This window comes from Dokdonella soli (assembly GCF_039523175.1).
GTDB lineage: Bacteria > Pseudomonadota > Gammaproteobacteria > Xanthomonadales > Rhodanobacteraceae > Dokdonella_A > Dokdonella_A soli.
Genome location: NZ_BAAAEU010000024.1, coordinates 256,849 through 280,736, shown reverse-complemented (window position 1 = coordinate 280,736; position 23,888 = coordinate 256,849). Strand labels below are relative to the sequence as shown.

The 23,888-nt window shown below is 65.9% G+C and carries 24 protein-coding genes; 12 read left to right on the top strand and 12 right to left on the bottom strand.

Features of this window, described 5'->3' with window-relative positions:
* Positions 1 to 149: 149 nt before the first annotated feature.
* Positions 150 to 1,592 carry a metalloprotease TldD gene (gene tldD, locus ABD002_RS15255; RefSeq protein WP_343792584.1) on the top strand — a complete coding sequence of 481 codons (1,443 nt, stop codon included), beginning with the start codon at positions 150 to 152 and terminating at the stop codon, positions 1,590 to 1,592.
* Positions 1,593 to 1,741: 149 nt separating this feature from the next.
* Here the strand turns inward: tldD and yjgA are convergent, their stop codons facing one another.
* Positions 1,742 to 2,263, bottom strand: coding sequence for a ribosome biogenesis factor YjgA (gene yjgA, locus ABD002_RS15250; RefSeq protein ID WP_343792582.1), 522 nt, complete (start codon positions 2,261 to 2,263; stop codon positions 1,742 to 1,744).
* 58 nt (positions 2,264 to 2,321) lie between these two features.
* On the opposite strand from yjgA, the gene pmbA reads away from it, so the two are divergent.
* Positions 2,322 to 3,647, top strand: a complete 1,326-nt coding sequence (gene pmbA, locus ABD002_RS15245) for a metalloprotease PmbA (RefSeq protein WP_379988613.1) — start codon at positions 2,322 to 2,324, stop codon at positions 3,645 to 3,647.
* Between the two features lie 66 nt (positions 3,648 to 3,713).
* Positions 3,714 to 4,130: a DUF4870 domain-containing protein gene (locus tag ABD002_RS15240; protein WP_343792578.1), complete on the top strand. Its 417-nt coding sequence runs from the start codon at positions 3,714 to 3,716 to the stop codon at positions 4,128 to 4,130.
* 42 nt (positions 4,131 to 4,172) lie between these two features.
* Here the strand turns inward: ABD002_RS15240 and ABD002_RS15235 are convergent, their stop codons facing one another.
* From ABD002_RS15235 to tdh, 7 genes are all read right to left on the bottom strand, one after another.
* Positions 4,173 to 4,673 (bottom strand): Rid family hydrolase, encoded by a 501-nt coding sequence (locus ABD002_RS15235; protein WP_343792576.1) that lies wholly within the window; start codon positions 4,671 to 4,673, stop codon positions 4,173 to 4,175.
* Positions 4,670 to 5,833, bottom strand: coding sequence for a dipeptidase (locus tag ABD002_RS15230; RefSeq protein ID WP_343792573.1), 1,164 nt, complete (start codon positions 5,831 to 5,833; stop codon positions 4,670 to 4,672). Before ABD002_RS15230 ends, ABD002_RS15235 begins: the two co-directional genes overlap by 4 nt.
* 13 nt (positions 5,834 to 5,846) lie before the next feature.
* Positions 5,847 to 6,731 carry a (2E,6E)-farnesyl diphosphate synthase gene (gene ispA, locus ABD002_RS15225; protein WP_379988615.1) on the bottom strand — a complete coding sequence of 295 codons (885 nt, stop codon included), beginning with the start codon at positions 6,729 to 6,731 and terminating at the stop codon, positions 5,847 to 5,849.
* A 262-nt stretch (positions 6,732 to 6,993) separates the two neighbouring features.
* Positions 6,994 to 7,245, bottom strand: a complete 252-nt coding sequence (locus ABD002_RS15220; RefSeq protein ID WP_343792571.1) for an exodeoxyribonuclease VII small subunit — start codon at positions 7,243 to 7,245, stop codon at positions 6,994 to 6,996.
* Positions 7,246 to 7,256: 11 nt separating this feature from the next.
* A complete protein-coding gene (gene tilS, locus ABD002_RS15215; protein ID WP_343792569.1) occupies positions 7,257 to 8,636 on the bottom strand; it encodes a tRNA lysidine(34) synthetase TilS in 1,380 nt (459 codons plus the stop codon).
* Between the two features lie 8 nt (positions 8,637 to 8,644).
* On the bottom strand, positions 8,645 to 9,301 hold the full coding sequence (locus ABD002_RS15210) for a hypothetical protein (protein ID WP_343792567.1): 657 nt from the start codon (positions 9,299 to 9,301) through the stop codon (positions 8,645 to 8,647).
* Entirely contained in the window at positions 9,292 to 10,329 is a 1,038-nt protein-coding gene (gene tdh, locus ABD002_RS15205; protein WP_343792565.1) for an L-threonine 3-dehydrogenase, read from the bottom strand. Before tdh ends, ABD002_RS15210 begins: the two co-directional genes overlap by 10 nt.
* Positions 10,330 to 10,427: 98 nt before the next feature.
* Between tdh and miaA the strand changes: the two genes are divergently transcribed.
* The 7 genes from miaA (at position 10,428) to ABD002_RS15170 (ending at position 17,214) form a co-directional block, all read left to right on the top strand.
* Positions 10,428 to 11,381: a tRNA (adenosine(37)-N6)-dimethylallyltransferase MiaA gene (miaA, locus tag ABD002_RS15200; RefSeq protein WP_343792563.1), complete on the top strand. Its 954-nt coding sequence runs from the start codon at positions 10,428 to 10,430 to the stop codon at positions 11,379 to 11,381.
* 149 nt (positions 11,382 to 11,530) lie between these two features.
* The gene (gene hfq / locus ABD002_RS15195) at positions 11,531 to 11,809 is read left to right on the top strand and encodes an RNA chaperone Hfq (RefSeq protein ID WP_343792561.1); all 279 of its coding nucleotides are present in this window, start codon (positions 11,531 to 11,533) and stop codon (positions 11,807 to 11,809) included.
* Positions 11,810 to 11,893: 84 nt separating this feature from the next.
* Positions 11,894 to 13,288 (top strand): ribosome rescue GTPase HflX, encoded by a 1,395-nt coding sequence (gene hflX, locus ABD002_RS15190; RefSeq protein WP_343793294.1) that lies wholly within the window; start codon positions 11,894 to 11,896, stop codon positions 13,286 to 13,288.
* 157 nt (positions 13,289 to 13,445) lie between these two features.
* Complete coding sequence (gene hflK, locus ABD002_RS15185; RefSeq protein ID WP_343792559.1) at positions 13,446 to 14,498, top strand: FtsH protease activity modulator HflK; 1,053 nt, start codon at positions 13,446 to 13,448, stop codon at positions 14,496 to 14,498.
* Entirely contained in the window at positions 14,498 to 15,358 is an 861-nt protein-coding gene (gene hflC, locus ABD002_RS15180; protein ID WP_343792557.1) for a protease modulator HflC, read from the top strand. The genes hflK and hflC overlap by 1 nt, the downstream gene beginning before the upstream one ends.
* Before the next feature lie 4 nt (positions 15,359 to 15,362).
* Positions 15,363 to 15,548, top strand: coding sequence for a DUF2065 domain-containing protein (locus tag ABD002_RS15175; protein ID WP_343792555.1), 186 nt, complete (start codon positions 15,363 to 15,365; stop codon positions 15,546 to 15,548).
* A gap of 373 nt (positions 15,549 to 15,921) precedes the next feature.
* A complete protein-coding gene (locus tag ABD002_RS15170; RefSeq protein ID WP_343792553.1) occupies positions 15,922 to 17,214 on the top strand; it encodes an adenylosuccinate synthase in 1,293 nt (430 codons plus the stop codon).
* A 134-nt stretch (positions 17,215 to 17,348) separates the two neighbouring features.
* On the opposite strand, the gene ABD002_RS15165 is transcribed toward ABD002_RS15170, so the two are convergent.
* From ABD002_RS15165 to ligD, 4 genes are all read right to left on the bottom strand, one after another.
* A complete protein-coding gene (locus tag ABD002_RS15165) occupies positions 17,349 to 17,582 on the bottom strand; it encodes a hypothetical protein (protein ID WP_343792551.1) in 234 nt (77 codons plus the stop codon).
* 183 nt (positions 17,583 to 17,765) lie between these two features.
* Complete coding sequence (locus ABD002_RS15160; RefSeq protein ID WP_343792548.1) at positions 17,766 to 18,584, bottom strand: tetratricopeptide repeat protein; 819 nt, start codon at positions 18,582 to 18,584, stop codon at positions 17,766 to 17,768.
* Between the two features lie 7 nt (positions 18,585 to 18,591).
* Positions 18,592 to 19,491 (bottom strand): non-homologous end joining protein Ku, encoded by a 900-nt coding sequence (gene ku / locus ABD002_RS15155; RefSeq protein ID WP_343792546.1) that lies wholly within the window; start codon positions 19,489 to 19,491, stop codon positions 18,592 to 18,594.
* Positions 19,492 to 19,511: 20 nt separating this feature from the next.
* Positions 19,512 to 22,394, bottom strand: coding sequence for a non-homologous end-joining DNA ligase (ligD, locus tag ABD002_RS15150; RefSeq protein WP_343792544.1), 2,883 nt, complete (start codon positions 22,392 to 22,394; stop codon positions 19,512 to 19,514).
* Positions 22,395 to 22,425: 31 nt separating this feature from the next.
* Between ligD and ABD002_RS15145 the strand changes: the two genes are divergently transcribed.
* Both ABD002_RS15145 and ABD002_RS15140 read left to right on the top strand, forming a co-directional pair.
* On the top strand, positions 22,426 to 23,133 hold the full coding sequence (locus ABD002_RS15145) for a DUF72 domain-containing protein (protein WP_343792542.1): 708 nt from the start codon (positions 22,426 to 22,428) through the stop codon (positions 23,131 to 23,133).
* Positions 23,134 to 23,144: 11 nt separating this feature from the next.
* The gene (locus tag ABD002_RS15140) at positions 23,145 to 23,822 is read left to right on the top strand and encodes an alpha/beta hydrolase family protein (protein WP_343792540.1); all 678 of its coding nucleotides are present in this window, start codon (positions 23,145 to 23,147) and stop codon (positions 23,820 to 23,822) included.
* The last annotated feature ends 66 nt before the right edge of the window (positions 23,823 to 23,888 follow it).

The window sequence follows — 23,888 nt, the reverse complement described above, 5'->3', positions numbered from 1 at the left end:
TAAGCGATTTTCGATTGCGGGGCTTTGCTCCGCATGCGCTCCCGCCCCCTCACCCCGGCCCTCTCCCCCGACGATAAAGCCGTCGGGGGAGAGGGAGTAAAGGACGCAGTTGCCCCAATCTTCGAATCCAGAATCCAGAATCCCTCCCCATGACCGAACTCATCACCCAAGCCGAACAGCAGCTGTTGCGCCCTGGCGGCCTCGCCGCCGGTGATCTCGACGGCATCTTCGCGCGGTTGATGGGGCCGTCGATCGACGCGGCCGATCTCTACTTCCAGCATTCGCGCAGCGAGTCGTGGATGCTCGAGGACGGCATCGTCAAGGACGGTAACCATTCGATCGAGCAGGGCGTCGGCGTGCGCGCGCTGTCCGGCGAGAAGGCCGGCTTCGCGTACTCGGACGAGATCGTGCTGCCGGCGTTGCTGGAAGCGGCGGGTTCCGCGCGCGCGATCGCGCAGGCCGGCGCGAACGGCGTCGGCAAGCCGCTGGCGATCGCGACGGGTCGCGCGCTGTACCCGGCGATCGACCCGATCGACACCTTGTCCAGCGAGGCGAAGATCGCCGCGCTGCGCGAGGTCGACGCGTTCTGCCGCGCCGCGGATCCGCGGGTGAAGCAGGTCATCGTCAGCATCGCAGCGACCTTGGACACCGTTCTGATCGCGCATTCAGACGGCACGCTCTCCGCCGACGTGCGCCCGCTGGTGCGCATGAACGTGCAGGTGATTGCCGAGCAGGATGGCCGGCGTGAATCCGGCAGCAGCGGCGGTGGCGGACGCTACGGTTTTCCGGAACTGCTCGCAAACGGCCGCGCGCATGCGTTCGCACACGAGGCAGTGAGGGTCGCGCTGGTCAACCTCGAATCGGTGCCGGCGCCGGCCGGCAACATGCCGGTCGTGCTCGGTCCGGGCTGGCCCGGCGTGCTGCTGCACGAGGCGATCGGCCACGGCTTCGAAGGTGATTTCAACCGCAAGGAGACTTCGGCGTTCGCCGGCATGCTGGGCGAGAAAGTCGCGGCGCCAGGTGTCACCGTGGTCGACGACGGCACGCTGGCCGGCCGCCGCGGTTCGCTCAACATCGACGACGAGGGCACGCCGACGAACTGCACGGTGCTGGTCGAGAACGGCGTGATGAAGGGCTACATGCAGGACAAGCTCAACGCGCGCCTGATGGGCATGAAATCCACCGGCAACGGTCGCCGCGAATCATTCGCGCACCTGCCGATGCCGCGCATGACCAACACCTACATGCTGCCGGGCGAGCGCGATCCGGGCGAGATCATCGCCTCGGTCAAGCGCGGCCTGTACGCGGTCAATTTCGGCGGCGGACAGGTCGACATCACCAACGGCAAGTTCACGTTCTCGGCGAGCGAGGCGTACCTGATCGAGGACGGCAAGGTCACGCGCCCGGTCAAGGGCGCGACCCTGATCGGTTCCGGTGCGGAAGTGCTCAAGCGCGTCTCGATGATCGGCAACGACCTCAAGCTCGACGAGGGTGTCGGCGTCTGCGGCAAGGACGGCCAGAGCGTGCCGGTCGGCGTTGGGCAGCCGACCTTGAAGATCGACTCGATGACGGTGGGCGGCACGGCGGCTTGACGATATTCCCCTCTCCTCCAACAGCTTCCCCGTTGGGGGAGAGGGTAGGGTGAGGGGGCGAGGGTTCGGTTTGTCGAGACATTGCAGCCGAGCGCAGCCACGCCCCCTCACCCAACCCTCTCCCCCATCGCAGGCGATGGGGGAGAGGGCTAAAGCGGTTCGCCGAACAATTCGCGCAACTCACGGAAGAGTTCGCGGTACGCATGCGGCGGCTTGTTGCGTTCGCGCTCGGCTTTCACGTTGCGCACGAGCTGGCGCAGGCGCTGGCGATCCGCGGACGGAACGAGCGCGAGCAGTTCGCCGAGCGCGTCGTCGCCTTCCTCGAGCAGGCGGTCGCGCCAGGTCTCGATGCGGTGCATCGCAGCGGTTTCGCGGTGCGCCTTGTCGCGGTCGGTGCTGAGCGCGTCGCGGATCAGCTTGATCTCGTCGTCGCCGAGCTTGCGCAATTGCTTGGCCAGGAACTGGGTCTGGCGCTTGCGGGCGATGTGCGAGGTGACCGCGCGCGTGCGCAGCACCTCGCCGTGAAGGTCCTCGTCGAGCGGCACCCGAGCGAGGTCGGCATCGCCGAGCGCGGCCAGCGCCTCGGCGAGCTTGAAGATATCGAGCGCGTCGCGGCGCAATTGGCTGCGACTGGGCTCCAGTGTTTCGTCGTGCAGTTCGTCTTCGTGCATCAGGGTTACCCGGGAAAACCATCCAGTGAACGCAATCGTCACCGACAAAGATAGCAGCATGGCCGAACTCGATCGTCTCGCTGGGATCGCCGAGGACGTTATCCGGCGCTGCCGCGCGAAGGGCGCCAGCGAGGCCGACGTCGCGGCGAGCATCGATGCGGGCCTGAGTGTCGGCGTGCGCCTGGGCGAAGTCGAGACGGTCGAGCGCACGCGTGACCGCGGCGTCTCGCTGACCGTGTATTTCGGCAAGCGCAAAGGCTCGGCGAGCACCGCCGATCTCGACCCGAAGTCGATCGAGCAGACCGTCGAGCACGCCTGCGCGATCGCGCGCCATACCGAGGAGGACCCGGCCAACGGCCTCGCCGATCCGGCCCTGCTCGCGAAGGACAAGCCGGATCTGGATCTCTGGCACCCGTGGGACATCAGCCCGCAGGAGGCGATCCGCCTCGCCGTCGAGATCGAGGATGCCGGACGCGCGTTCGACCCGCGCATCGACAACTCCGACGGCGCGTCGGTGCAGGTCGGCGCGTCGCTGACTGCGTACGCGAACTCGCTCGGCTTCGTAGGCACAGAGCGCGGAACGCACCATTCGCTGTCGGTCGCGCTGATCGCCGAGGACGCGAACGGCATGCAGCGCGACTATTGGTACGACAGCGTGCGCGCGGCCGGCGATTTCATTCCTGCCGCGCAGCTCGGCAGGAAGGCGGCTGAGCGCACCATCGCGCGGCTCGGTGCGCGCCGGCTGTCGACGCGCGACTGTCCGGTACTGTTCGTGCCGGAAGTTGCGCGCAGCCTGATCGGAAATTTCCTCTCGGCCGTCAGCGGTGGTGCGCTGTACCGGCGCGCCAGCTTCCTCGTCGACCATGTCGGCAAGCCGGTCTTCCCGGAATGGATGCAGCTCGTCGAGCGTCCGCGCATCCCGCGTGGCCATGGCTCCACCGCATTCGACGCCGAAGGCGTCGCCACGCGCGACTCCGACCTGATCAAGGACGGCGTGCTCGCACGCTACATTCTCGGCAGCTATTCGGCGCGCAAGCTCGGCCTGCAGTCGACCGGCAACGCCGGCGGCATCCACAATGTCGTCGTGCAGCCCGGCAGCGATGACTTCGCCGCACTGCTGAAGCGCATGCACACCGGCCTGCTCGTTACCGAACTGATGGGGCAGGGCGTGTCGTTGATCACCGGCGACTACTCGCGCGGCGCCAGCGGTTTCTGGGTCGAGAACGGCGAGATTGTGTATCCGGTTGAGGAGATCACGATCGCCGCGAACCTGCGCGACATGTTCCAGAACATCGCCGCGGTCGGTCGGGACGTCGATCCGCGTTCGCATATCCTGACCGGCTCGATCCTGCTTGAACGCATGACCGTCGCCGGCGACGCGTGACTTTCCGCGCTTGACAGCTCCCCGCCAACGCGAAAAAGTGGACATGTCATCCAGCGGAGCCGTGCCATGAGCGAAAACGACAACGTTGTGCCGCCGAACCCGCCGCAGACGTCCGAGCCGGCGACGCAATCCAGCGACGAGCGCCTGTGGGCGATGCTCGGCCATCTGTCCGCGTTCAGCGCGTTCATCACCGGCATCGGCTGCGTACTCGGGCCGCTGATCGTCTGGCTGGTCAAGCGCGACACGCTCCCGTTCGCAGCCGATCAGGCCAAGGAAGCGTTGAACTTCAACATCTCGGTCGCGATCGCGTTCGTCGCGCTGTGGGTGATCACTTTCGGCACGTTCTTCATCGGCGTGATTCTGACGGTTCCGCTCGGCCTGGCGCTGTTCGTCGGCTGGGTCGTGTTCACCATCATCGCGGCGATCAAGGCGAACGAGGGCGTCGCCTACCGCTATCCGTTCACGCTGCGGCTGGTGAAGTAGGTTTGCCGATCGCGGCGACGCCTGGGGCGTCGCCGCGTGGTCTCAGCGCGAGACGACTGCGTTGCACTGCACTTCCGCATGCGCGCCGAGCGCGAGCGCGGTCGTAGCGTAGGCCATGCGAGCCGGGAAGTGCTTCGGGAAATACGTGCGGTAGACCTCGTTGAAGGCCGGCCAGTCCTTGATGTCGACGAGCGCGACCGTGCATTGCACGACACGATCGAATGACGAGCTGCCGCGGGTGAGCGCGGCGCCGATGTTGTCCATCAGCTGTTTCGTCTCGGCGCGGATTCCGCCCGTTACGAGCTTGCCGGTCGCGTCGGTGCCGATCTGGCCCGACAGATACAGCATGTCGCCGGCGCGCACGGATTCCGAGAAGGGCAGCTGCATGGCGCCCTGCGCGTCCGGCAACGGATGAAAAACCGGCTCCGATGCCGTCATCTTGGCGGGTGCGGTCGGTTCCGCGGCGTGAGCCGGGGGCGAACCGCCCGCGGACGCCAACAGCGCAGCGGTGAACATGATCGTGCGGGTCGATATCCGGTTCATGTCGTGGCTCCCCAGGTTTCGCGGAACAGTCGGTTGAAGTTGCCGCCGATGAGTTTCTCGATGCGCGCATCGGAATAGCCGCGGCGCGCCAGCAGCGTCGCAACCCGTCCGAAGCGGTCCGGCGCGTTCAGATCGGGCAGGAACGTGTAGGCGTCAGGCTGCTCACCGGGCGCGGAAATGCCGAGTGAACGGCGCTTGGTGATTTCCGCGGCGAACTTGCGCTTGAACTCCGGCGTCGCGTCGGTCGCCGAGATCACGCCGTCGCTGCCGATGCCGACATGGTCCTCACCGCAGACGTCCACCGCATGTTCCAGATGCCGGATCAGATCCTCGGCCATCGGCTGGCCGCGGCTGCGCAGGAACGGCATCAGGTAGATGCCGGCGACGCCGCCCTTGTCGGCGAGACGCTTGAGTTCGTTGTCGGTCTTGTTGCGCGGGTTCGCGGCGAGCGCCGCGCAGCCGGTGTGCGAGATTGCGATCGGAACTTTCGAGGCATCGATCGCCTCGAGCGTGGTGCGCTCGCCGGCGTGGGAAAGATCGATCAACGCGTGACGTGCGTTCAATCGCTCGATCAGGGACCGCCCAAACGTGCTGAGGCCCGCGTTGCCGGGTTCCAGGCAGCCGTCGCCGACGAGATTGCGCCGGTTGTAGGTCAGCTGGAACACGCGCACGCCGAGCCGGTGGAACAGCTCGACGCGGTCGAGGTCCTCGCCGAGCGGGGTCGCGTCCTGGAATCCGTAGATCAGGCCAAGGCGTGCGCTGCGTTTGGCTTCGTCGATATCGGCGCCACCGCGTACGACCAGCAGTTGCTGCGGAAAACGCGCCACCTGGTCGTTCCACCAGGCGATGTTGGCGATCGTTTCGTCATAGTTGCGCGCATAGCTGCCGACGCCGCTGACGGTCAGGTTCACCGCGGTGATTCCCGACGCGCGGATATCGTCGAGCGCAGCCTGCGGCAGCACCCCGGCGGGGCCGTCGACCGAACCGTCCGGGCCGCCGAGTGCGTCGATCACGATCGCGTCGTGGAATCCCTTCCAGTTGGCCGAGCCTGCGAGCGTCGTCGTCGCCGCAGCGCGCACCACGCGGCTCGCCAGCAGTGGTGCGGCAGCGAGCGCGCCGAGCGCGGTCAGGAAGCGTCTGCGCGGCGGGCTCACTTGCATGTCGCGGTCTCCTTCAGTTCGCGCGTTCGGCGACGAAGTGTGCCAGTTCGCGCAACGGTGCGGCAGCAGCGCCGAGGGGCTCGACGGCATTCAGAGCCGCCGTGGTCAGCGCGGCCAGTTCGGCGCGCGAGGCGTCGACGCCGAGGATCGCCGGATAGGTCGGCTTGTTCGCCGCCGCATCCTTGCCCGCGGTCTTGCCGAGCTGTGAGGTTTCGGCTTCGATGTCGAGCAGGTCATCGCGGATCTGGAACGCCAGGCCGATCGAATGACCATAGGTTTCCAATGCGGCGAGCGTCGCCGTGTCGGTGCAGCCTGCGGCGAGCGCACCGAGTCGCACCGAGGCACGGATCAGTGCGCCGGTTTTGTGCACGTGCATGCGCTCGAGTTCGGCCGCATCCAGTTTGTGGCCGACGGCGGCGAGGTCGAAGGCCTGGCCGCCGGCCATGCCCTGCGAGCCGCAGGCGGTGGCCAGCGTGCGCAGCATGTCCAGGCGCGTCGCCGCATCGACGTCGAGCGTCGCGTCGTTCGCCAGGACCTCGAATGCGAGCGCCTGCAGCGCGTCGCCGGCGAGGATCGCCATCGCCTCGCCGAACACGATGTGGCAGGTCGGGCGGCCGCGCCTCAGGGAGTCGTCGTCCATCGCCGGCAGGTCGTCATGGACCAGCGAATACGCGTGGATGATTTCGACCGCCGCGGCCACGGCATCGAGCTTTTCAGGCGTCGCGCCGAATGCGCTGCCGGTCGCGTACACGAGCAACGGACGCAGGCGCTTGCCGCCGCCGAGCACCGCATAGCGCATCGCGCGATGCAACTCGACCGGCGGCTGGTGTTCGTCGGGAAGCACGCGCGCAAGCGCGGCGTCGGCACGCACGGACAGCGCCAGAAGTTCGGGTGTCAGGTCGCTCACGTGGAATATCAGCGCTGTTGTTGTAGTTGAGAAGTGCGGCCATGGATGGCCGCTTTGGATTTGCAAATCGCACGCACCCTATGCCAATTCGCGCGTGGCTTGGCGCAGCGATCATGGATGATCGCAAAATTCCCGTAAGTGCGGCGACGGATGGCCGCTTCTGGAGTTCAGCGGAATCTGCAGTGTTCGGGTGGTTATCTGCGTATCCGACGCAGCGATCGCGGACGATCGCACAAGTTGTGGATCGCAAAAGCTACGGAACGTCGGGATCGAACGGGCGCGCGGATTCCGGCGCAGCCGGATCGAGCAGCTGGCTGACCCGCAGCTTGGCTTGGTCGAGTGCGCCCTGGCAGGTGCGGTACAGCGCGATGCCGCGCTCGAACGACTGCAGCGAGTCGTCGAGGCTGAGCTCGCCCTGTTCCATGCGCACGACGAGCTGTTCGAGTTCGTCGAGCGACTTCTCGAAATCGGCGACCTGGGGTGTTTCAGCAGCGGCGTTCGGCATGGGCGCGAACGCTAGCTCAGCGCGTCGCCAAGATCAATGCGCGGACGCGCGCCGCCGGTTGCGGAAGGTGACATGTCACGCGCGATCCATTGCAGGCGTGCGCCGAGCGGTTCAAGCAGCCGTGCGCCGGTTTGGCTGAGCCACAGGTCCGCGACCGCAAGCAGCGCGCCATCGCGTTCGAACACCAGCGGCAGGCGACCACGCTGCCACGGCGGAATGCCGGCCTCCTGGAACAGGTCGCGCAGTTCACGCGTGTGCTCGCCGGTCGCCAGGCGCAGGCTTTCACCGCCGCGGCGGAAGCGCACCTGCAGCCGTCGGGCGAGACGCGGCGAACCTGCCTCACCGGCGAGGCGCAGCGTGCCGAGATCCATCGGCAAGGCGAGGTCGGCGCCGTCGAACTCCGCCGCCCAGTCGAATGGCGGCAGCTGCAGCGGCGGTAGCGCGTGCAGCAGGTCGCGATAACGGCGCACTTCCGCGCCAGGCCAACGCACGCAGGGCTGGCGGTCCTCGCCGGCTTCGCCGAGCTGGCGCACCAGTTCGGCCGCCTGGTAGTAGGTGGGTTCGGGCAGGTCGAGCGCACGCAGCCAGCGCCGCAGCACCGGGTCGCGCAGCGCCTGCGGCAACGCCAGCCATTCACGGAATCGCAGGGTCGAGGGGTCGAGCCCCTGCGTGCGCGCAAGCGCGCGTTCGGCCTCCTCGTCGATGAATTCCGCAGCGGCGCGCGCCCAGGCAGCACTCTGCGCGATGCTCGTCTCTGCTTCGGGCCAGCGCTGGACGATGCGCGGGATCACCTGCAGGCGCAGGAAGTTGCGGTCGATGGTCGGATCGGCGTTGCTCGGGTCCTGGATCCAGGTCAGCTGAAACTGCTCGGCGTAGTCGCGCAGTGCCGCGCGTGGCAGGCCGAGAAGGGGGCGCCACGCGAAACCGCGGCCGATCCTGCGCAGCGGACGCATTGCGCCAATGCCTTCCGGACCGGCGCCGCGCAGCAACTTCAGCAATACGGTCTCGGCCTGGTCATCGCGGTGATGCGCGAGCGCGACGATCTCGCCGGGTGCGAGCAGCGCCTCTATCTCCCCGTAGCGCGCGCGGCGCGCGCTGGCCTCGAGCCCGAGGCCCGGGTTGCGCGTGACATCGACCGTACGCACGATCAGTTCGACGCCCATCGAGTCGGCGAAGGTCTGGCAATGCCGAGACCAGTTCGTGCTGTCGCCATGCAGGCCGTGGTCGACATGCACGGCGCGCAGTCCGCGCGCGCGCGCGGCGGGCGATGCCGCCAGCGCGTGCAGCAGCACGCTCGAGTCGAGGCCGCCGCTGAACGCGACCAGCAGCGGCGCCGGAGTCAGCTCCGCCAGCGCGGATTCGAGCAGGTCGTGGATGCGGTGGGCGGGCATGTCGGGCGTTACGGACTCGCGCGGGATTTCGAATCGGCGGGCGCAGCCGACGATGACGAGAGGTAGGCGTCGTAGTTCGCCACCAGATTCTGCCCCGCTGCGGACAGATCCTCGAGCACGCCTGCGCATCCCGCGAGTTCGTCCTCCATGAACTTCATCACCATCCAGTCCAGGGATTTGTCGGAATACGTGATATAGCGTTGTTGCCACGCATAGATCGCAGCGATGGTTTGTCCGTCCGCAAGCGGCATGCTCGTGAATACGCCGGCCGCGATCGCGTTGTCGTAGGAGCTGTGCAGCAACAAGGCCGTCTGCATGCCGCGCCAGCTTGCTACTTCAGTACAGCGCTTGGGTGGAGCGGAGCTGTTTATGGCATCCGTTACGGCCTTGGCGAGGCCGCCCTGATAGATGACCGTCTGCTGCAGCCTGACGCGGTTTGCCTGAATCTCGGCACGGATGGCCGTTTGCGCCTCGGCGATCTTGCTGGCGGTTTCGCGGCTGGCACTCCAGTTGCCGATGCCGAACGCGAGCAGGATGCCGAGCACCACGGAAAACACCTGGACCGCGATCTCGGCCAGGCTGATCGTCTCGCGGTGGAACAGCGCGCGTCGCGGCGCAGCGGCTGCGCTCTTCTTCTGCTGCTGTCCCTCGGGATTCAATTCCACGAACAGACGACCTTGCCGCAGTTGCCCGAATCCATCAGGTCGAAGCCCTTTTGGAAATCGTCGATGTGGATCTGGTGGGTCAGCACCTTCTGTAGCGGGAAACCGGTCAACACCATCTGCGTCATCTTGTACCAGGTCTCGTACATGCGCCGGCCGTAGATGCCGTGCAGGGTCAGGCCCTTGAAGATGACCTTGTCCCAGTCGATGCCGGCTCCGTTCGGAAGGATCCCGAGCAAGGCGACCTTGCCGCCGTGGTACATGCAGTCGAGCATGTCGTTGAACGCGCGCGGGTTGCCGGACATCTCGAGGCCGACGTCGAAACCCTCCATGTGCAGGTCCTTGACGACGTCCTTCACCGATTGCTTGGAGACGTTGACCACGCGCGTCGCGCCCATGTCGGCGGCGAGCTTCAGGCGGTAGTCGTTGACGTCGGTGACGACGACATTGCGCGCGCCGACATGCTTGGCGATGCCGGCCGCGATGATGCCGATCGGACCGGCGCCGGTGATCAGCACGTCCTCGCCGATCAGGTCGAACTCGAGCGCGCAGTGCGCCGCGTTACCGTACGGATCGAAGAACGCGGCGAGTTCGCTCGGGATCTGGTCCGGAATCGGCCACAGGTTGGAGGCCGGCACCGCGACGAATTCGGCGAACGCGCCGTTGCGGTTCACGCCGATGCCGACCGTGTTCGGACACAGGTGCTGCTTGCCGGCGCGGCAGTTGCGGCACACGCCGCAGACCACGTGACCTTCGGCGGACACGCGCTGGCCGAGCTGGTAGCCGCGCACGCCGGCGCCGATGTCGACGATGCGGCCGACGAACTCGTGGCCGATCACCAGGCCCGGCTTGATCGTGCGCTGCGACCAGTCGTCCCACTTGTAGATGTGCAGGTCGGTGCCGCAGATCGCGGTCTTTTCGAGCTTGACCAGCACGTCGTTCGGGCCGATCTCGGGAACGGGCACTTCCTCCATCCAGATGCCGCGCGCGGCTTCGCGCTTGACCAGGGCCTTCATCATCGCTTGCGACATCGGAATCTTCCTGAGGGACGGGGTTTGCGAGGGCGCGATTATAGAGCGCGCGATTGCATCGCCGATGATCGCGCGATGCCGGACCGTAGAATGCCGGCATGGAGTCCATCGACCAGCGCCCGAACGCGATCTTCCTGATGGGGCCGACCGCGTCCGGCAAGACCGCGCTCGCCTGCGCGCTGGCCGATCGCTTTCCGCTGCGCCTGGTCAGCGTCGACTCGGCGCTGGTCTATCGCGGGATGGACGTCGGCACCGCGAAACCCGACGCGGCAACCTTGGCGCGCTATCCGCATCGGTTGATCGACATCCGCGATCCATCGCAACCCTATTCCGCTGCCGAGTTCCGCGCCGACGCGCTCGCCGCCATGCGCGAGATCACGCAGGCGGGCGAGGTGCCGCTGCTGGTCGGCGGCACCAGCCTGTACTTCCGTGCGCTCGAACACGGCCTGTCGGCGCTGCCCGATGCTGATCAGGCGCTGCGCGCGGAGCTGGCCGACGAAGCCGCGCGGATCGGCTGGCCCGCCCTGCACGCGCGGTTGGCGGAACTCGATCCGCACGCCGCCGCGCGGATCCGGCCCGGCGACGCGCAGCGCATCCAGCGCGCGCTCGAAGTCATCGCGCTGAGCGGCCGGCCGTTGTCCGAGCAGCAGCAGGGTCCCGCTGAACGCCTGCCCTGGCGCGTGCTCAAGCTCGCACTGGTGCCGGCTGACCGCGGCCCCCTGCATGCGCGAATCGCCGAGCGCTTCGATGCGATGCTCGCTGGCGGTTTCCTCGACGAGGTGCGCCGCCTGCACCTTCGGAAAGACCTGCACGCCGACCTGCCGGCGATGCGCGCAGTCGGCTATCGGCAGGCGTGGCCGTACCTGAACGGCCGTGTCGACGCGGCGACCTTTCGTGAACAATCAATTTTTGCGACGCGCCAACTCGCCAAGCGTCAGATCACATGGCTCCGAAGCGAGCTTGATGCGCGCTGGTTCGATGCAGATCGCAACAAATTGGAGGAAGATGTCGTCGGTGCGGTATCGCAATTTCTGCCTGATGAGGGCTCCTGAACGCGCCGGACCATTCTCTTCGCGGGGACAACTCGTTAAGATGCCCAAGAAGCTGAATATTGATTGAATCGGGGGCGGTGCGCAGAGTTTCGATTGGCGCGGCGTGCGGTTTTTTGCCGGTTCGGGAATTTCGTCGGGAGAACAAGACCATGTCCAAGGGGCAGTCGTTGCAGGATCCGTTTCTGAACGCGTTGCGGCGCGAGCGTGTGCCGGTGTCGATCTATCTGGTCAACGGCATCAAGTTGCAGGGCACCGTGGAATCGTTCGACCAGTTCGTCGTGTTGCTGCGCAACACGGTCAGCCAGATGGTTTACAAGCACGCGATCTCGACCGTGGTGCCATCGCGCAACGTGCGCGTCGGCGGCCCCGAGGGCGCGCATGCGCCGAACGGCGCGCCAGCAGGCGAGGCGGACGAAGGCGGTGCCTGATCGGGTATGCAGGCGTATGCTTGAATAAGTCGCAACAGGACTCATTCAATGCGTTCGATGCGTCTCCAACCAAGGTGACTTCCGCTGTTTGAACGATCAAGAAAAGGCGAGCGCGCACTGCTGTTGCAGCCGCAGGCGCCGGGTCGACACGATCCGCTCGCGCTCGATGAGTTCGGTGAACTCGCGCGCTCGGCCGGCGCCAGCGTCGTCGGCAGCCTGAGTGCGCGCGTCGAGCGCCCGAACCCGCGTTATTTCGTCGGTACCGGCAAGGCCGAGGAGCTGAAGGCACACCGGCAGGCGCTGGACGCCGACCTGATCCTGGTCAACCACGCGCTCAGCCCGGTCCAGGAGCGCAACCTCGAGAAGCTCACCGAGTGCCGTGTCGTCGACCGTACCGGCCTGATCCTCGATATCTTCGCGCAACGTGCGCGTTCGCACGAAGGCAAGTTGCAGGTCGAGCTCGCGCAGCTGAAACACATGTCGACGCGCCTGGTGCGCGGCTGGACCCACCTGGAACGCCAGCGCGGTGGCGCGATAGGCCTGCGCGGCCCCGGCGAAACCCAGCTCGAACTCGACCGCCGCCTGCTCGGCGAGCGCGTCAAGCAACTGCAGAAGCGCATGGAGAAGGTCGAGACGCAGCGCGCCACGGCGCGTCGCTCGCGCCAGCGCAATGCGCTGCCGGTGGTTGCGCTGGTCGGTTACACGAACGCCGGCAAGTCGACCCTGTTCAACACGCTGACCGGCGCGACCGTCTATGCCGCCGACCAGTTGTTCGCGACGCTCGATCCGACCCTGCGCCGTCTCGACGGCCTCGATTGCGGGCCGATCGTGCTGGCCGACACGGTCGGCTTCATCCGTGATCTGCCGCACGACCTCGTCGCGGCGTTCCGTTCGACCCTGGCCGAGGCGCGCGACGCGGACCTGCTGCTGCATGTCGTCGATGCTTCCGACCCAGAGCGCGACCAGCGCATTGCCGATGTCGAGGCCGTGCTCGCCGAGATCGGCGCCGCCGACCTGCCGCAGGTGCTGGTCTACAACAAGATCGATTTGCTGGGTGCCAGCATCCCTGCTGGCGAAGATCAAACAGCGGCCATCCATGGCCGCACTTCTCAACTAAAAGCACCACGGGTGGATTACATCGACGGCGGCGAGCTGCCGCGGGCCTGGGTTTCCGCGATGGATGGCACCGGCATCGACGGCCTGCTGCGTGCGATCGGTGAGCGCCTCGGTTCGCAGCGTGTGCGCACCGAGCTGCTGCTGCCGGCGGCCGCGGGTCGTCTGCGCGCGCGCCTGCATGCGCAGGGGCTGGTCGCTGAGGAATCCGCCGACGAAAGCGGCTGGCGCATCCGCATCGACGCGCCACGCGCGCTGGTCGAGCCGTTGTTCGGCCTGCCGGATGGCGACGGTGCCTGGCTGCGGACGCGCTTGCTTGCCGCGACCGGTGACCCTACCTACAATCCTTCGGCAACCCCGGCGTGACTTGTGCGATCGTCCCTGATCGCTCCTTCAGGGGTGCATCTTCAGTACTTGTGCGGTCGCTGCTGACAGCGAGTCCAAAAGCGGCCATCCATGGCCGCACTTTTCAATGGGTACCTGAAGCGTTGTGCGACGGTTGCCGGCAGCGAGGTAACGAGTAATGGCATGGAATGAACCCGGCAGCGGGAAGCAGCGTGATCCGTGGCGCGACAACGGTGGCGGCAATGGCCCGTCGCCGGATTTCGACGCTATCGCGAGGCGCGTGCGGGATTTCCTCAATCGCCTGTTCGGCGGTGGCGGCGGCGGTATCGGCGTCGCGGTGGTCGGCATCCTGATCGCGTGGCTCGCTTTCGACAGCGTGGTTCGCATGCCGGCCAACGAGGCAGGCGTGGTGCTGCGCTTCGGCCAGTTCAGCCGGCTGCTGACGCCCGGCATCAACCTCAAGTTTCCGCGCCCGATCGAATCGATGATTCGGGTCGACGTCGGTGGTGTGCGCCAGACCAATGATCAGGTGCGCATGCTGACCAAGGACGAGAACATCGTGCTGGTCGACTTCAACGTGCAGTACCAGGTCACCGACCCGCAGCAGTTCGTGTTCGGCGTGCGTGATCCGGACGCGACGCTTGGCCAGGCCGCAGAGAGCGCGGTACGCACCGTTGTCGGCGGCAGCGACATGGACACGATCCTGTCCGGCCAGCGCACCGAGCTGATGGCCGAGGCGAAGAAGCTGCTGCAATCCACGCTCGACCAGTACAAGACCGGCATCGCGCTGACCGAGCTCAATTTCCAGAACGTGCGCCCGCCGCAGGAAGTGAAGGACGCGTTCGACGACGCGAACCGTGCGTTGCAGGACAAGCAAAAGATCGAGGAAGAAGCGAAGGCCTACGCGAGCCAGGTCGTGCCGGAGGCGCGCGGTGACGCGGCCAGCACACGCGCCGAAGCCGCCGGCTACAAGAGCGAGCGCATCGCACGCGCCGAGGGCGACGCGCAGCGCTTCAACCTGGTCGAGACCCAGTACAAGGCCGCGCCGGAAGTCACGCGCAAGCGTCTGTATCTGGAAACCCTGCAGCAGGTGGTCGGACACACGCCGAAGATCATCGATTTCTCGTCCGGCAAGAACATCCTGTCGCTGCCACAGGCGCCGGGGCTCGCGCCCGGCGTGACCGGCACGACAACCGTGGTCGCGCCCGAACCGAACAAGGGAGGCCGCTGATGCGCTTCGTCTCGCTGGTCATCGCGCTCGTCGCGGTGCTGATCGCGTCCAATTCCGCGTTCGTCGTCAACGAGGGACAGACGGCGATCCTGCTGCAGTTCGGGCGCATCGTGCAGACCGGCTTCACGCCGGGCCTGCACTTCAAGCTGCCGCTGATCCAGCAGGCGCAGCGCTTCGACAAGCGCGTGCTGACGCTGGATTCCGCACCCGAACGCTACCTCACCTCGGAGAAGAAGGACGTCAACATCGACTTCTTCGTGAAGTGGCGCATCGCCGATCCGAGCAAGTTTTACGTGACGGTTGCCGGCGACGAGAACCGCGCGCAGCAGCGCGTCGGCCCGATCGTGAAGGAAGGCCTGCGCACCGCAGTCAATTCGCGCACCCTGCAGGAACTGGTTTCCGGCGGCCGCGCGGACGTGACCCAGCACCTGGTGTCGGAGGCGAACCGCGCCACGCAGAGCCTCGGCATCGAGGTCATCGACCTGCGCATCAAGCGCATCGACCTGCCCGAGGACGGCACCGTGATCGGCTCGGTCTACGAGCGCATGCGTTCCGAGCGCAAGAAGGTTGCCAGCCAATTGCGCGCGGAAGGCGCGGAAGCGTCCAAGACGATCAAGGCCGATGCCGACCGCCAGGTCCAGGTCATCAACGCGGAAGCCTATCGCGACGCGGAGAAGATACGCGGCGAGGGCGATGCAACCGCGTCTCAGACCTACGCCGCTGCCTACGGAAAGAATCCGGATTTCTTCGCGTTCTACCGCAGCCTCGAGGCGTACCGCGAAGCGTTCGCGACGCCGAACGGCATGCTCGTGCTCGATCCGAAATCCGAGTTCCTGCGTTACCTGCAGGACAGCAAGTAATCAGGTGAAAAGCGAACTCGCGGCGGCGCTGTGCCTCGTGCTGGTGCTGGAGGGATTGTTCTTGTTTGCTTCGCCGCGCCTGTGGAAACGCATGGCCGAGCAGATGCAACAGGTCGATCGGCGCACGTTGCGCATGATCGGCGGCGGCATGATCGTAGTCGGCTTGGTCATGCTGAAGATCGTGCATTGATGAGAAGCCGGGAATAGGGAATCGGGAATTGGAAAGGGCTCGTCGTCCCGGCGGAGGCCGGGACCCAGCGTCTTCGTCCCGCGTACGTGCAATCAAAGCGAGAACATCATGGGCAAGTCGGTAGTTATTCTCGGCGCACAGTGGGGGCGGGCCGGGCTTTAGCGGAATGCCGTGACTGCGTGCGCCGGGAGCGCACGCGAACGGCGGAGCCGGCCCGGCAGGGCGAGCGCAGGGATGGCGCGAGTAATGGCATTCCGCTCCGGCGAGCGCCGGAGGCAGGATGCCGGAGGCCGGGTGACTTGCCGAGCGAGGATCGCGAGGCTAGTCACCGACGTCGCCCCACAGCGGGGCTTGGCAACGTAGCGAGAACTTTATGGGCAAGTCGGTAGTTATTCTCGGCGCACAGTGGGGCGACGAAGGCAAGGGCAAGATCGTCGACCTGCTGACGCAGAACATCGGTGCGGTCGTTCGTTTCCAGGGTGGCCACAACGCCGGCCATACGCTGGTGATCAAGGGCAAGAAGACCGTGCTGCACCTGATTCCGTCCGGCATCCTGCGTGACGACGCGCTGTGCCTGATCGGCAACGGCGTGGTGCTGTCGCCGGCTGCGTTGCAGAAGGAGATCGCCGAGCTCGAAGGCAATGGCGTCGAGGTTCGTTCGCGCCTGAAGATCAGCCCGGCGACGCCGCTGATCATGCAGTACCACATTGCGCTCGATCAGGCGCGCGAGAAGGCTGCCGGCGGCAAGGCGATCGGCACCACCGGTCGCGGCATCGGTCCGGCCTACGAGGACAAGGTCGCGCGCCGCGGCATCCGCGTCGCGGACCTGCATTACCCGCAGCAGCTCGCCGAACTCCTGCGCACCGCGCTCGACTACCACAACTTCGTGCTGACGAAATACCTCGGTGCCGATGCGATCGATTTCCAGCAGACGCTGGACGAGGCGCTGGCCTTCGGCGAGTACGTCGAACCGATGAAGTCCGATGTCGCCGGCATCCTGCACGAGTTGCGCAAGCAGGGGCAGCGCGTGTTGTTCGAGGGCGCGCAGGGCGCGCTGCTCGACATAGACCACGGCACCTATCCCTACGTCACCTCGTCGAACACCACGATCGGCGGCGCACTCGCCGGCAGTGGCGTCGGTGCGGATTACATCGACTATGTGCTCGGCATCGCCAAGGCCTATGCGACGCGTGTCGGTGGCGGTCCGTTCCCGACCGAACTCAACGACGAGATCGGGCAGGGCATCCGCGACCGCGGCCAGGAATACGGCGCCTCCACCGGTCGCCCGCGCCGTTGCGGCTGGATGGATATCGTCGCGCTGAAGCGTGCGGTCGCGATCAATGGCATCAGCGGCCTGTGTATCACCAAGCTCGATATCCTCGACGGGATGGACAAGCTGAAGATCTGCATCGCCTACGAATATCGCGGCAAGCGCACCGAATACGCTCCGCTCGACGCGGCCGGCTGGGACGAATGCACGCCGGTGTATCTCGAGTTCCCGGGCTGGGAAGAGAGCACGCACGGCATTACCGAGTGGGACAAGCTCCCACCCGCCGCGCGCGCGTACCTGCGCGCGCTTGAGGAGCTCGCCGGCTGTCCGCTCGCGATCGTCAGCACCGGTCCCGACCGCGACGCGAACATCGTGCTGCGCGACCCGTTCGCCTGAGTTTTCGAACGATTGGAGAGCGGCGCACGCCGCGATGCTTGCCGCTGTCGGCCGGATGGCGGAGAAGAAGAGATCGCGACTTTCGTCGCTCCTGAACGGTGGCGCGGCGCCTTGCGCGCCGGCCCCGCCGGATCTCAGGCACGTATCGACTCGCGACGCGCGCGGTAGCGCTCCAGCGCCTCTTTCAGTGCGTCGGTGCGATCGCGCATCAGCTTCAGCTTCACGCGCGCCTCGATCACCTTCACCTTGAACTGCTCGCGCTTGTCCGATTCGCTCGTGGAGCGCGGCGTCTCCGCTGACGCGCCTGCCTCGCTCTTGAGCTGGTTCAGTGCCGCCATCCAATCCCGGGACTCGAACTTGGCCGCCATCGATCGTTCCTCACGCACGGGTTCGTTTCGCCGCACCCCCGTCTGCGGCATGCCGCCAATCTGACGAACAATCGTGCCGGCGACTGTGATGGCCGGCACGGGATGGGGTTCAGGCGGGGCGGCGGAAGTCGCGATGCAGTTCGCACTTCCAGGTGCAGGGGTCGTCACGGGTTGCGGCTCGTGCTATCCGTCCCGCGTGCCGATCAACTTCCGGTACTGCGCCATATGCCGTATCGCCTCACGCGGTCGTTCGAGTTCCTCGCACAGCAAGGCGAGGTTGTAGTGGGCGTCAGCCAGTTGCGGGTCTTCGTGCAGCGCGGCTTCGTAGGCCTGCATTGCCTCGGGCTTGCGGTCCATGTCGTCGAGCAGGACGCCGAGGTTGTAGAAGAGCAGGGGATCGCGGCCGCCGGCTTCGATCGCAGCGCGATAGGTCTGCGCGGCGGCTTCGAGGCGGCCTTGCTCGTGCAGCAGTCGGCCGAGGTTGATGCGCGCGTCGGTGCGCGAGGGGTCGGCGGCAATCGCGCGTTCGTAGGCGCGTAGCGCCGCTTCGGCGTCGGAGCGTTCCAACGCGATGCCGTGGGCGTGCCAGTTGTCTTGTTCGACGGCCGCTGCGGCCGGTGGTTCGATCACGCGCAGCGAACCCGCGGCGGGGTCGCCTTCGAACGCGAGCACGTATTGTCCGGATTCGGCCTGCCAGCGGTTGCCGCCCTCGCGCACGACCACGTGGTCCGCGATGGCGCCGATGCTGAGGCCGGAAAGCGGCATCGTTTCGGGCAGGCGGCCGCGCAGGTCCTTCAGTGATCGCACGATGCGACGGTGCGGAATGTTTGCCGCGGCCAGCGCCTGCGCGGTGCGCAGCACGATCAGGTCCTGGAACGAGAACAACCACGCGTTGCGCGGACCGCGTGCCGGCGTGACGAAGCCCGCCGCGATCAGCGAGCGGATCGTGCTGCGTGGCAGGCGGAGCAGCTTTTCGACGTCACGCACGCCATAGGAATGCATCGAACGCCTACTTCGCGCGCCTCGCGCCTTTGCGCTTGGCCGGCTCGGCTTCCTCCATCGGCGCCGCCTGCTTGGCGGGCTTGCGCGCGGGTTTGGCTTCGGTCGCGGCCTTGCTTGCCGGTGCTTTCGCGGCGCCTTTCTTCTCCAGGCTCGCGCGCAGCGCCTCCATCAGGTCGATGATCTGCGCGCCGCCCTCCGGCGCTTCGGCCAACGTGATCTGCTCGCCTTCGACCTTCTTCTGCACCGCTGCTTCGATGCGCGCGGTCACCTCGTCCTTGTACGCGCCGGGATCGAACGTGCTGGAGCTTTGCTGATCGATCAGCTGCTGCGCGAGCTTGAGTTCGGCATCCTTGACGTCCATCGTCGGGATGTCGATATCGCTGATCGGGCGTACTTCGTTCGCGTAGAGCAACTGCTGCATGACCAGGCCATCCTCGACCGGCCGGATCATCACGATGTACTGCTTGCCGCGTGTGGCCCAGTGGCCGATCGCGCAGCGCTTGGAGACGCGCAGCGCCTTGGCGAACAACGCATACGGTTTCGCGCCACCCTTGTCGGGTGCGATGTAGTAGGCCTTGTCGAAGTACACCGGATCGATCGCGGAGATCGGCACGAACTCGACGATGTCGGCGCTGTGGGTGCCGGCTTCCTCCATCGCCTTCAGCTCCTCCGGCGTGAACATCACGTACTGGTCCTTGGCGAATTCGTAGCCCTTGACCATGTCCTCGCGCGAAATCGGGATGTTCTCGCGTGCGCAGAAGTACTGCTGCTTCACGCGCGAGCCGCAGCCCTTGTGCAGCAGGTTGAAGGAAATCGTGTGGCTCGCCTCGGTGGCCGAATAGAGCTTCACCGGAATGGCCACGAGGCCGAACGAAACGGTCAACGACGCAATCGAACGTGCAGCCATGACGGACTCCGACGTTATGTTCAGGCCTTGTGGCCTTTCAGGGCTCGCTCCAGATCCTGCTTGCGTTTCAGGGCGTCGATCCAGCGATCGCCCGTGCGGGGGAGCTGCTTTATCACATTCGTGATGCGAAAGTCGAGTGGATGCGCCCCGGCAAGCTCGTCCCAGGTCAGTGGCATCGACACCGGCGCGCCAGGCTCGCCACGCGGGGAATAGGCGACGTTCAGCGTCTTCCCGCGCACGTTCATGTTGTGGTCCATGAAGATCTTGCCGGTGCGTTTGGGCACGCTCCACTCCATCGTGATGTCCTTCGGATGCAGGCGCATCAGGTGGCGGCTGACCAGTTCCGAGACGTGCCGGGTCGCGTCGAAATCCAGCGTGCGCCTGATCGGCACGAACACGTGCAGGCCGGTCTTGCCCGAGGTCTTCACGATCGCTTCGAGCGACATGCTCTGCAGCAGCTCGCGCAACGCGAATGCGATCTCCTTGCCCTTCTCGAACGCGACCGTGTTGAGTTCCGGCTCGGCGCCCTCGGCTTCCTTGCCGGAATAGATGTACGGATCGATATCGAAAACGACGTAGTCAGGATAGTTCAGGACCGACGCTTCCAGCGCCTCGAGCGAACTCGAATAGTCGGTCGACTTCGACTTCGCGTCGGGTCCGAGCTTTGCGCGCGAGTGCCAGACGTGGAATTCGAGCGTGCCCGACTGCGCCAGCCACAAGAGCGTCGGCAGGTTGTTGCAGAGCAGGTAATCGTGCTGTTCGTCCTTGTGGTCGGAGAACACGGTGACGGTTTCGACGAAGGCAGGGCGCTCCTGCGTCCAGTGCTTCTGGAAGAAGCGCTGCCCGGCGATGCCATCGGGCATGCGGATCATCGTGAGCGGTCGATCGGCCAGATGCGGCAGCATCAACGGCGAGACCTGCGCGAGATAGCGCAGCAGGTCTCGCTTGGTCAGCGCCGGTTGCTGCAATGCTTCGTTGGCGGGCCAGTAGACGCGATCGAGGTGGGTAAGGCGGATGCGTTGCGCGTAGATGACGAGATCGAAGCTGTTCTTCGTGCTTTCGAGTTGCATGAGGACGCCGTCGATCTCGCGCGATTCGGAATTGGTTCTGTTCTTTTCCTTTCGCTCGTCATCCCGGCGAAAGCCGGGATCCAGTGTCTTTTCTTCAATGTCGCTGGATCCCGGCTTTCGCCGGGATGACGAGCTTGAAGTCCTGGTTGGTTCGACGCGCTGCACCGTCTTCGGATCGATATCATCGCGCAGCCGCAGGAAAATCGGTGCGCGCAGGGAGCCGTCTTCGGTCCAGCGCTGGAAGTTCACCTCGGCGACCAGTTCCGGCTTGACCCATGTCACGGGCCCGTTGACCTCCGGTTTCTCGGCAAACGGGCAACTGCGTGAATGCAGCGGCTCCAGACGTGCCTTCACTTGCGCCAGCGTGCGATCGTCGAAGCCGGAACCCACATGCGAGGCATAGCGCAACTTGCCATCATCGTAGACTCGGCGGCTTGAGGCCGCCGACCGACGTCCCTCTCCCGCCTCGCGGGAGAGGGGGGGACTACTCGCGGAGCGAGTGGTGGGGTGAGGGTCGTCCCAATAGCCGACCAGCAATGCGCCGAGCGGCGCGCGTGCGCCTTTGCCCTTGGTGTAGCCGCCGATGACGAAGTCGGCGCTGTGCGTCGGCTTGATCTTCAGCCATGACGGTGAGCGCTTCCCGGCTTCGTACTTGCTGTCCTTGCGCTTGCCGACCACGCCTTCGAAGCCGCTCGCAAGTGCCGCCGTGTGCAGGGCTACGCCGTCTTCGGCCGCATGCACGCGCTGGATCAACGGTGATGGCAGCAGGCATTGCGCGAGATAGCGTCGGCGATCGCGATACGGCGCCTTGCGCAGGTCGACGCCTTCGAAGTACAGCAGGTCGAACGCAAAGAAGAGCGTGGGCGTCGCTTTGTCGGCGGCCGTGATCTCACGCTCGGTCTTCAGTTGAAAGCGATTCTGCAGCGTGCTGAAGGACGGCTTTCCGCTCGCGTCGAACGCGACGATCTCACCATCCAGGATCACGCCGTGCACGGCCTGCTGGCGTAGTTCCGCCGCGAGTCGCGGAAAAATGCCGGCGAGCTCGAGGCCGCGCCGCGAACGCATCCTGACGCCATGCTCGTCGATGAAGACGAGCACGCGATAGCCGTCGAGCTTCGGCTCCCACATCCAGTCCGCATGACTGAACGGTGCATCGGCGACCTCGGCCTGCATCGGCTCGAACGAGGCCGGCATCGATGCGGACTTGCCGGCGGGAACGAGCTGCGTTGCCGGCATCCGGTGTACGGGAACAACCTTGAGATCCTTCACCGCGACACCCGACAGCACCGAACGGTTCTGCGCAGTGACATCGGCCGTGCTCGCGAAACGGTCCTTGTGCTTGATCAGCAGCCAGGCCTTCGCGTCCTTCGTGCGCACCAGTGCGAACGAGCCTTTCAGTTTTTCGCCACGCAGCTGGATGCTGAGCTTGCCGGCCGCGATGCCCTCGCGCACGCGGCGTTCGGCCTCGGCGCGATCGTGGAACGCAGTGCCGCCCTCGTCCGGGCTGTAGACGCCGCAGTCCCACACGATCACTTCACCGGCACCGTATTGGCCGGGCGGAATCACGCCTTCGAACGAAGCGTAGTCGTACGGATGGTCCTCGACGAACACCGCGAGGCGCTTGTCGTCCGGATTGAGTGAAGGACCTTTGGGCACCGCCCAGGACTTCAGCACGCCGTCGCATTCGAGGCGGAAGTCGTAGTGCAGTTGCCGCGCCGAATGTTGCTGTACGACGAAGAGCAGCGGGCCGGCGCCGGTCTCCGGGACGCTCGGTGCCGGTTCGGGGGTAGCTTCGAAGCGGCGCTTGGCCGAATATTCGCCGAGTTTCGCCATGTCGACGTATTCACCTCAGGCAGGCCGGATCATGACAGCGCGACTGTGGGCAGGTGCGAGCGGCTATTCCTTCAAGGAGTGGAAGGGATCCTTCTACCCCGAAAAGATGAAGCCGGACGGCATGCTCGCCTGGTATGCCGAGCGGCTGCCTACAGTCGAGATCAACAATACCTTCTATCAGATGCCGAAGGCACCGGTACTGGAAACCTGGGCCGCCGCCACGCCGGAGCGTTTCCGTTTTGCGATCAAGGCTCCGCGGCGCATCACCCACGAGGCGCGCCTGAAGGCGGATGCGGCGGCGGATTCGGTGGCCTACCTGTACCGTACGCTGGAGTCGCTCGGCGACAAGCGCGGACCGGTGCTGTTTCAGCTCCCGCCTTTCCTGAAGAAGGATTTGTCGCGGCTCGGCGAGTTCCTTCGCCTGCTGCCCGCCGATCATCGCGCCGCGTTCGAATTCCGCAGTGACAGCTGGTTCGACGACGAGGTGTACGCGATGCTGAAGGCATCCGGCGCGGCGCTTTGCCTGTCCGAGCGCGAGGACAATGCGCCACCACCGCTGGTCGAGACTGCGCCCTGGGGTTATGTGCGGCTGCGACTGGAAGAGTATTCGGACGCTGATCTCGCGCAATGGGCGAAGCGGTTTGCGGTGACGTCATGGACGGACGTGCATGTGTACTTCATGTATGAGCCGACCGCGCCTGGGTATGCGCAGACCTTGTTGCGGCTAGCGTCAGAGTAGGCAGCGTCGCCATGTCGAAACCGAAATCCACAACGATCGCAATCGATGCCGAGCAGCACGTCTCCGGCTTGCTGCAGGCGCTGCCAGACGCGCGTGCCTGCTACGTACTCGCGCATGGCGCCGGCGCCGGCATGGCGCATCCGTTCATGGCCAGCGTTGCGGAGGGCCTCGCGGCACGCGGCATCGCGACCCTGCGCTACCAGTTTCCGTACATGGAGCGCGGTTCGAAGCGACCGGACACGCCGAAGCTCGCGCACGCGACCGTGCGCGCGGCCGTCGCGGACGCAGCGCAGCTGCTTCCCGGCGTGCCGCTATTCGCCGGCGGCAAATCCTTCGGTGGTCGCATGACGTCGCAGGCGCAGGCGACAGCACCGATACCGGGCGTGCGCGGGCTGGTATTCCTCGGTTTTCCGCTGCACCCGGCCGGTAAGCCTTCGGACGAACGCGCCGCGCATCTGTCCGATGTCGATCTGCCGATGCTGTTCCTGCAGGGCACGCGCGACGAGCTGGCGGATCTCGAATTGCTGCAGTCGGTGATCAAGCGCCTCGGTACGCGCGCGACGCTGCAGCTGTTTGCGGACGCGGATCATTCCTTCCATGTGCCTGCGCGTTCGGGACGCACGGATGCGCAGGTCATGGAAGACGTGCTCGATGCGCTGGCGAATTGGATCGGCGCGCACGCAGGATGAGTCGCACGGAATCCGAGCGGCGCGCGACAGTGAAGCGCTGTCGCGTCGGACAATGAAAAAGGCCCC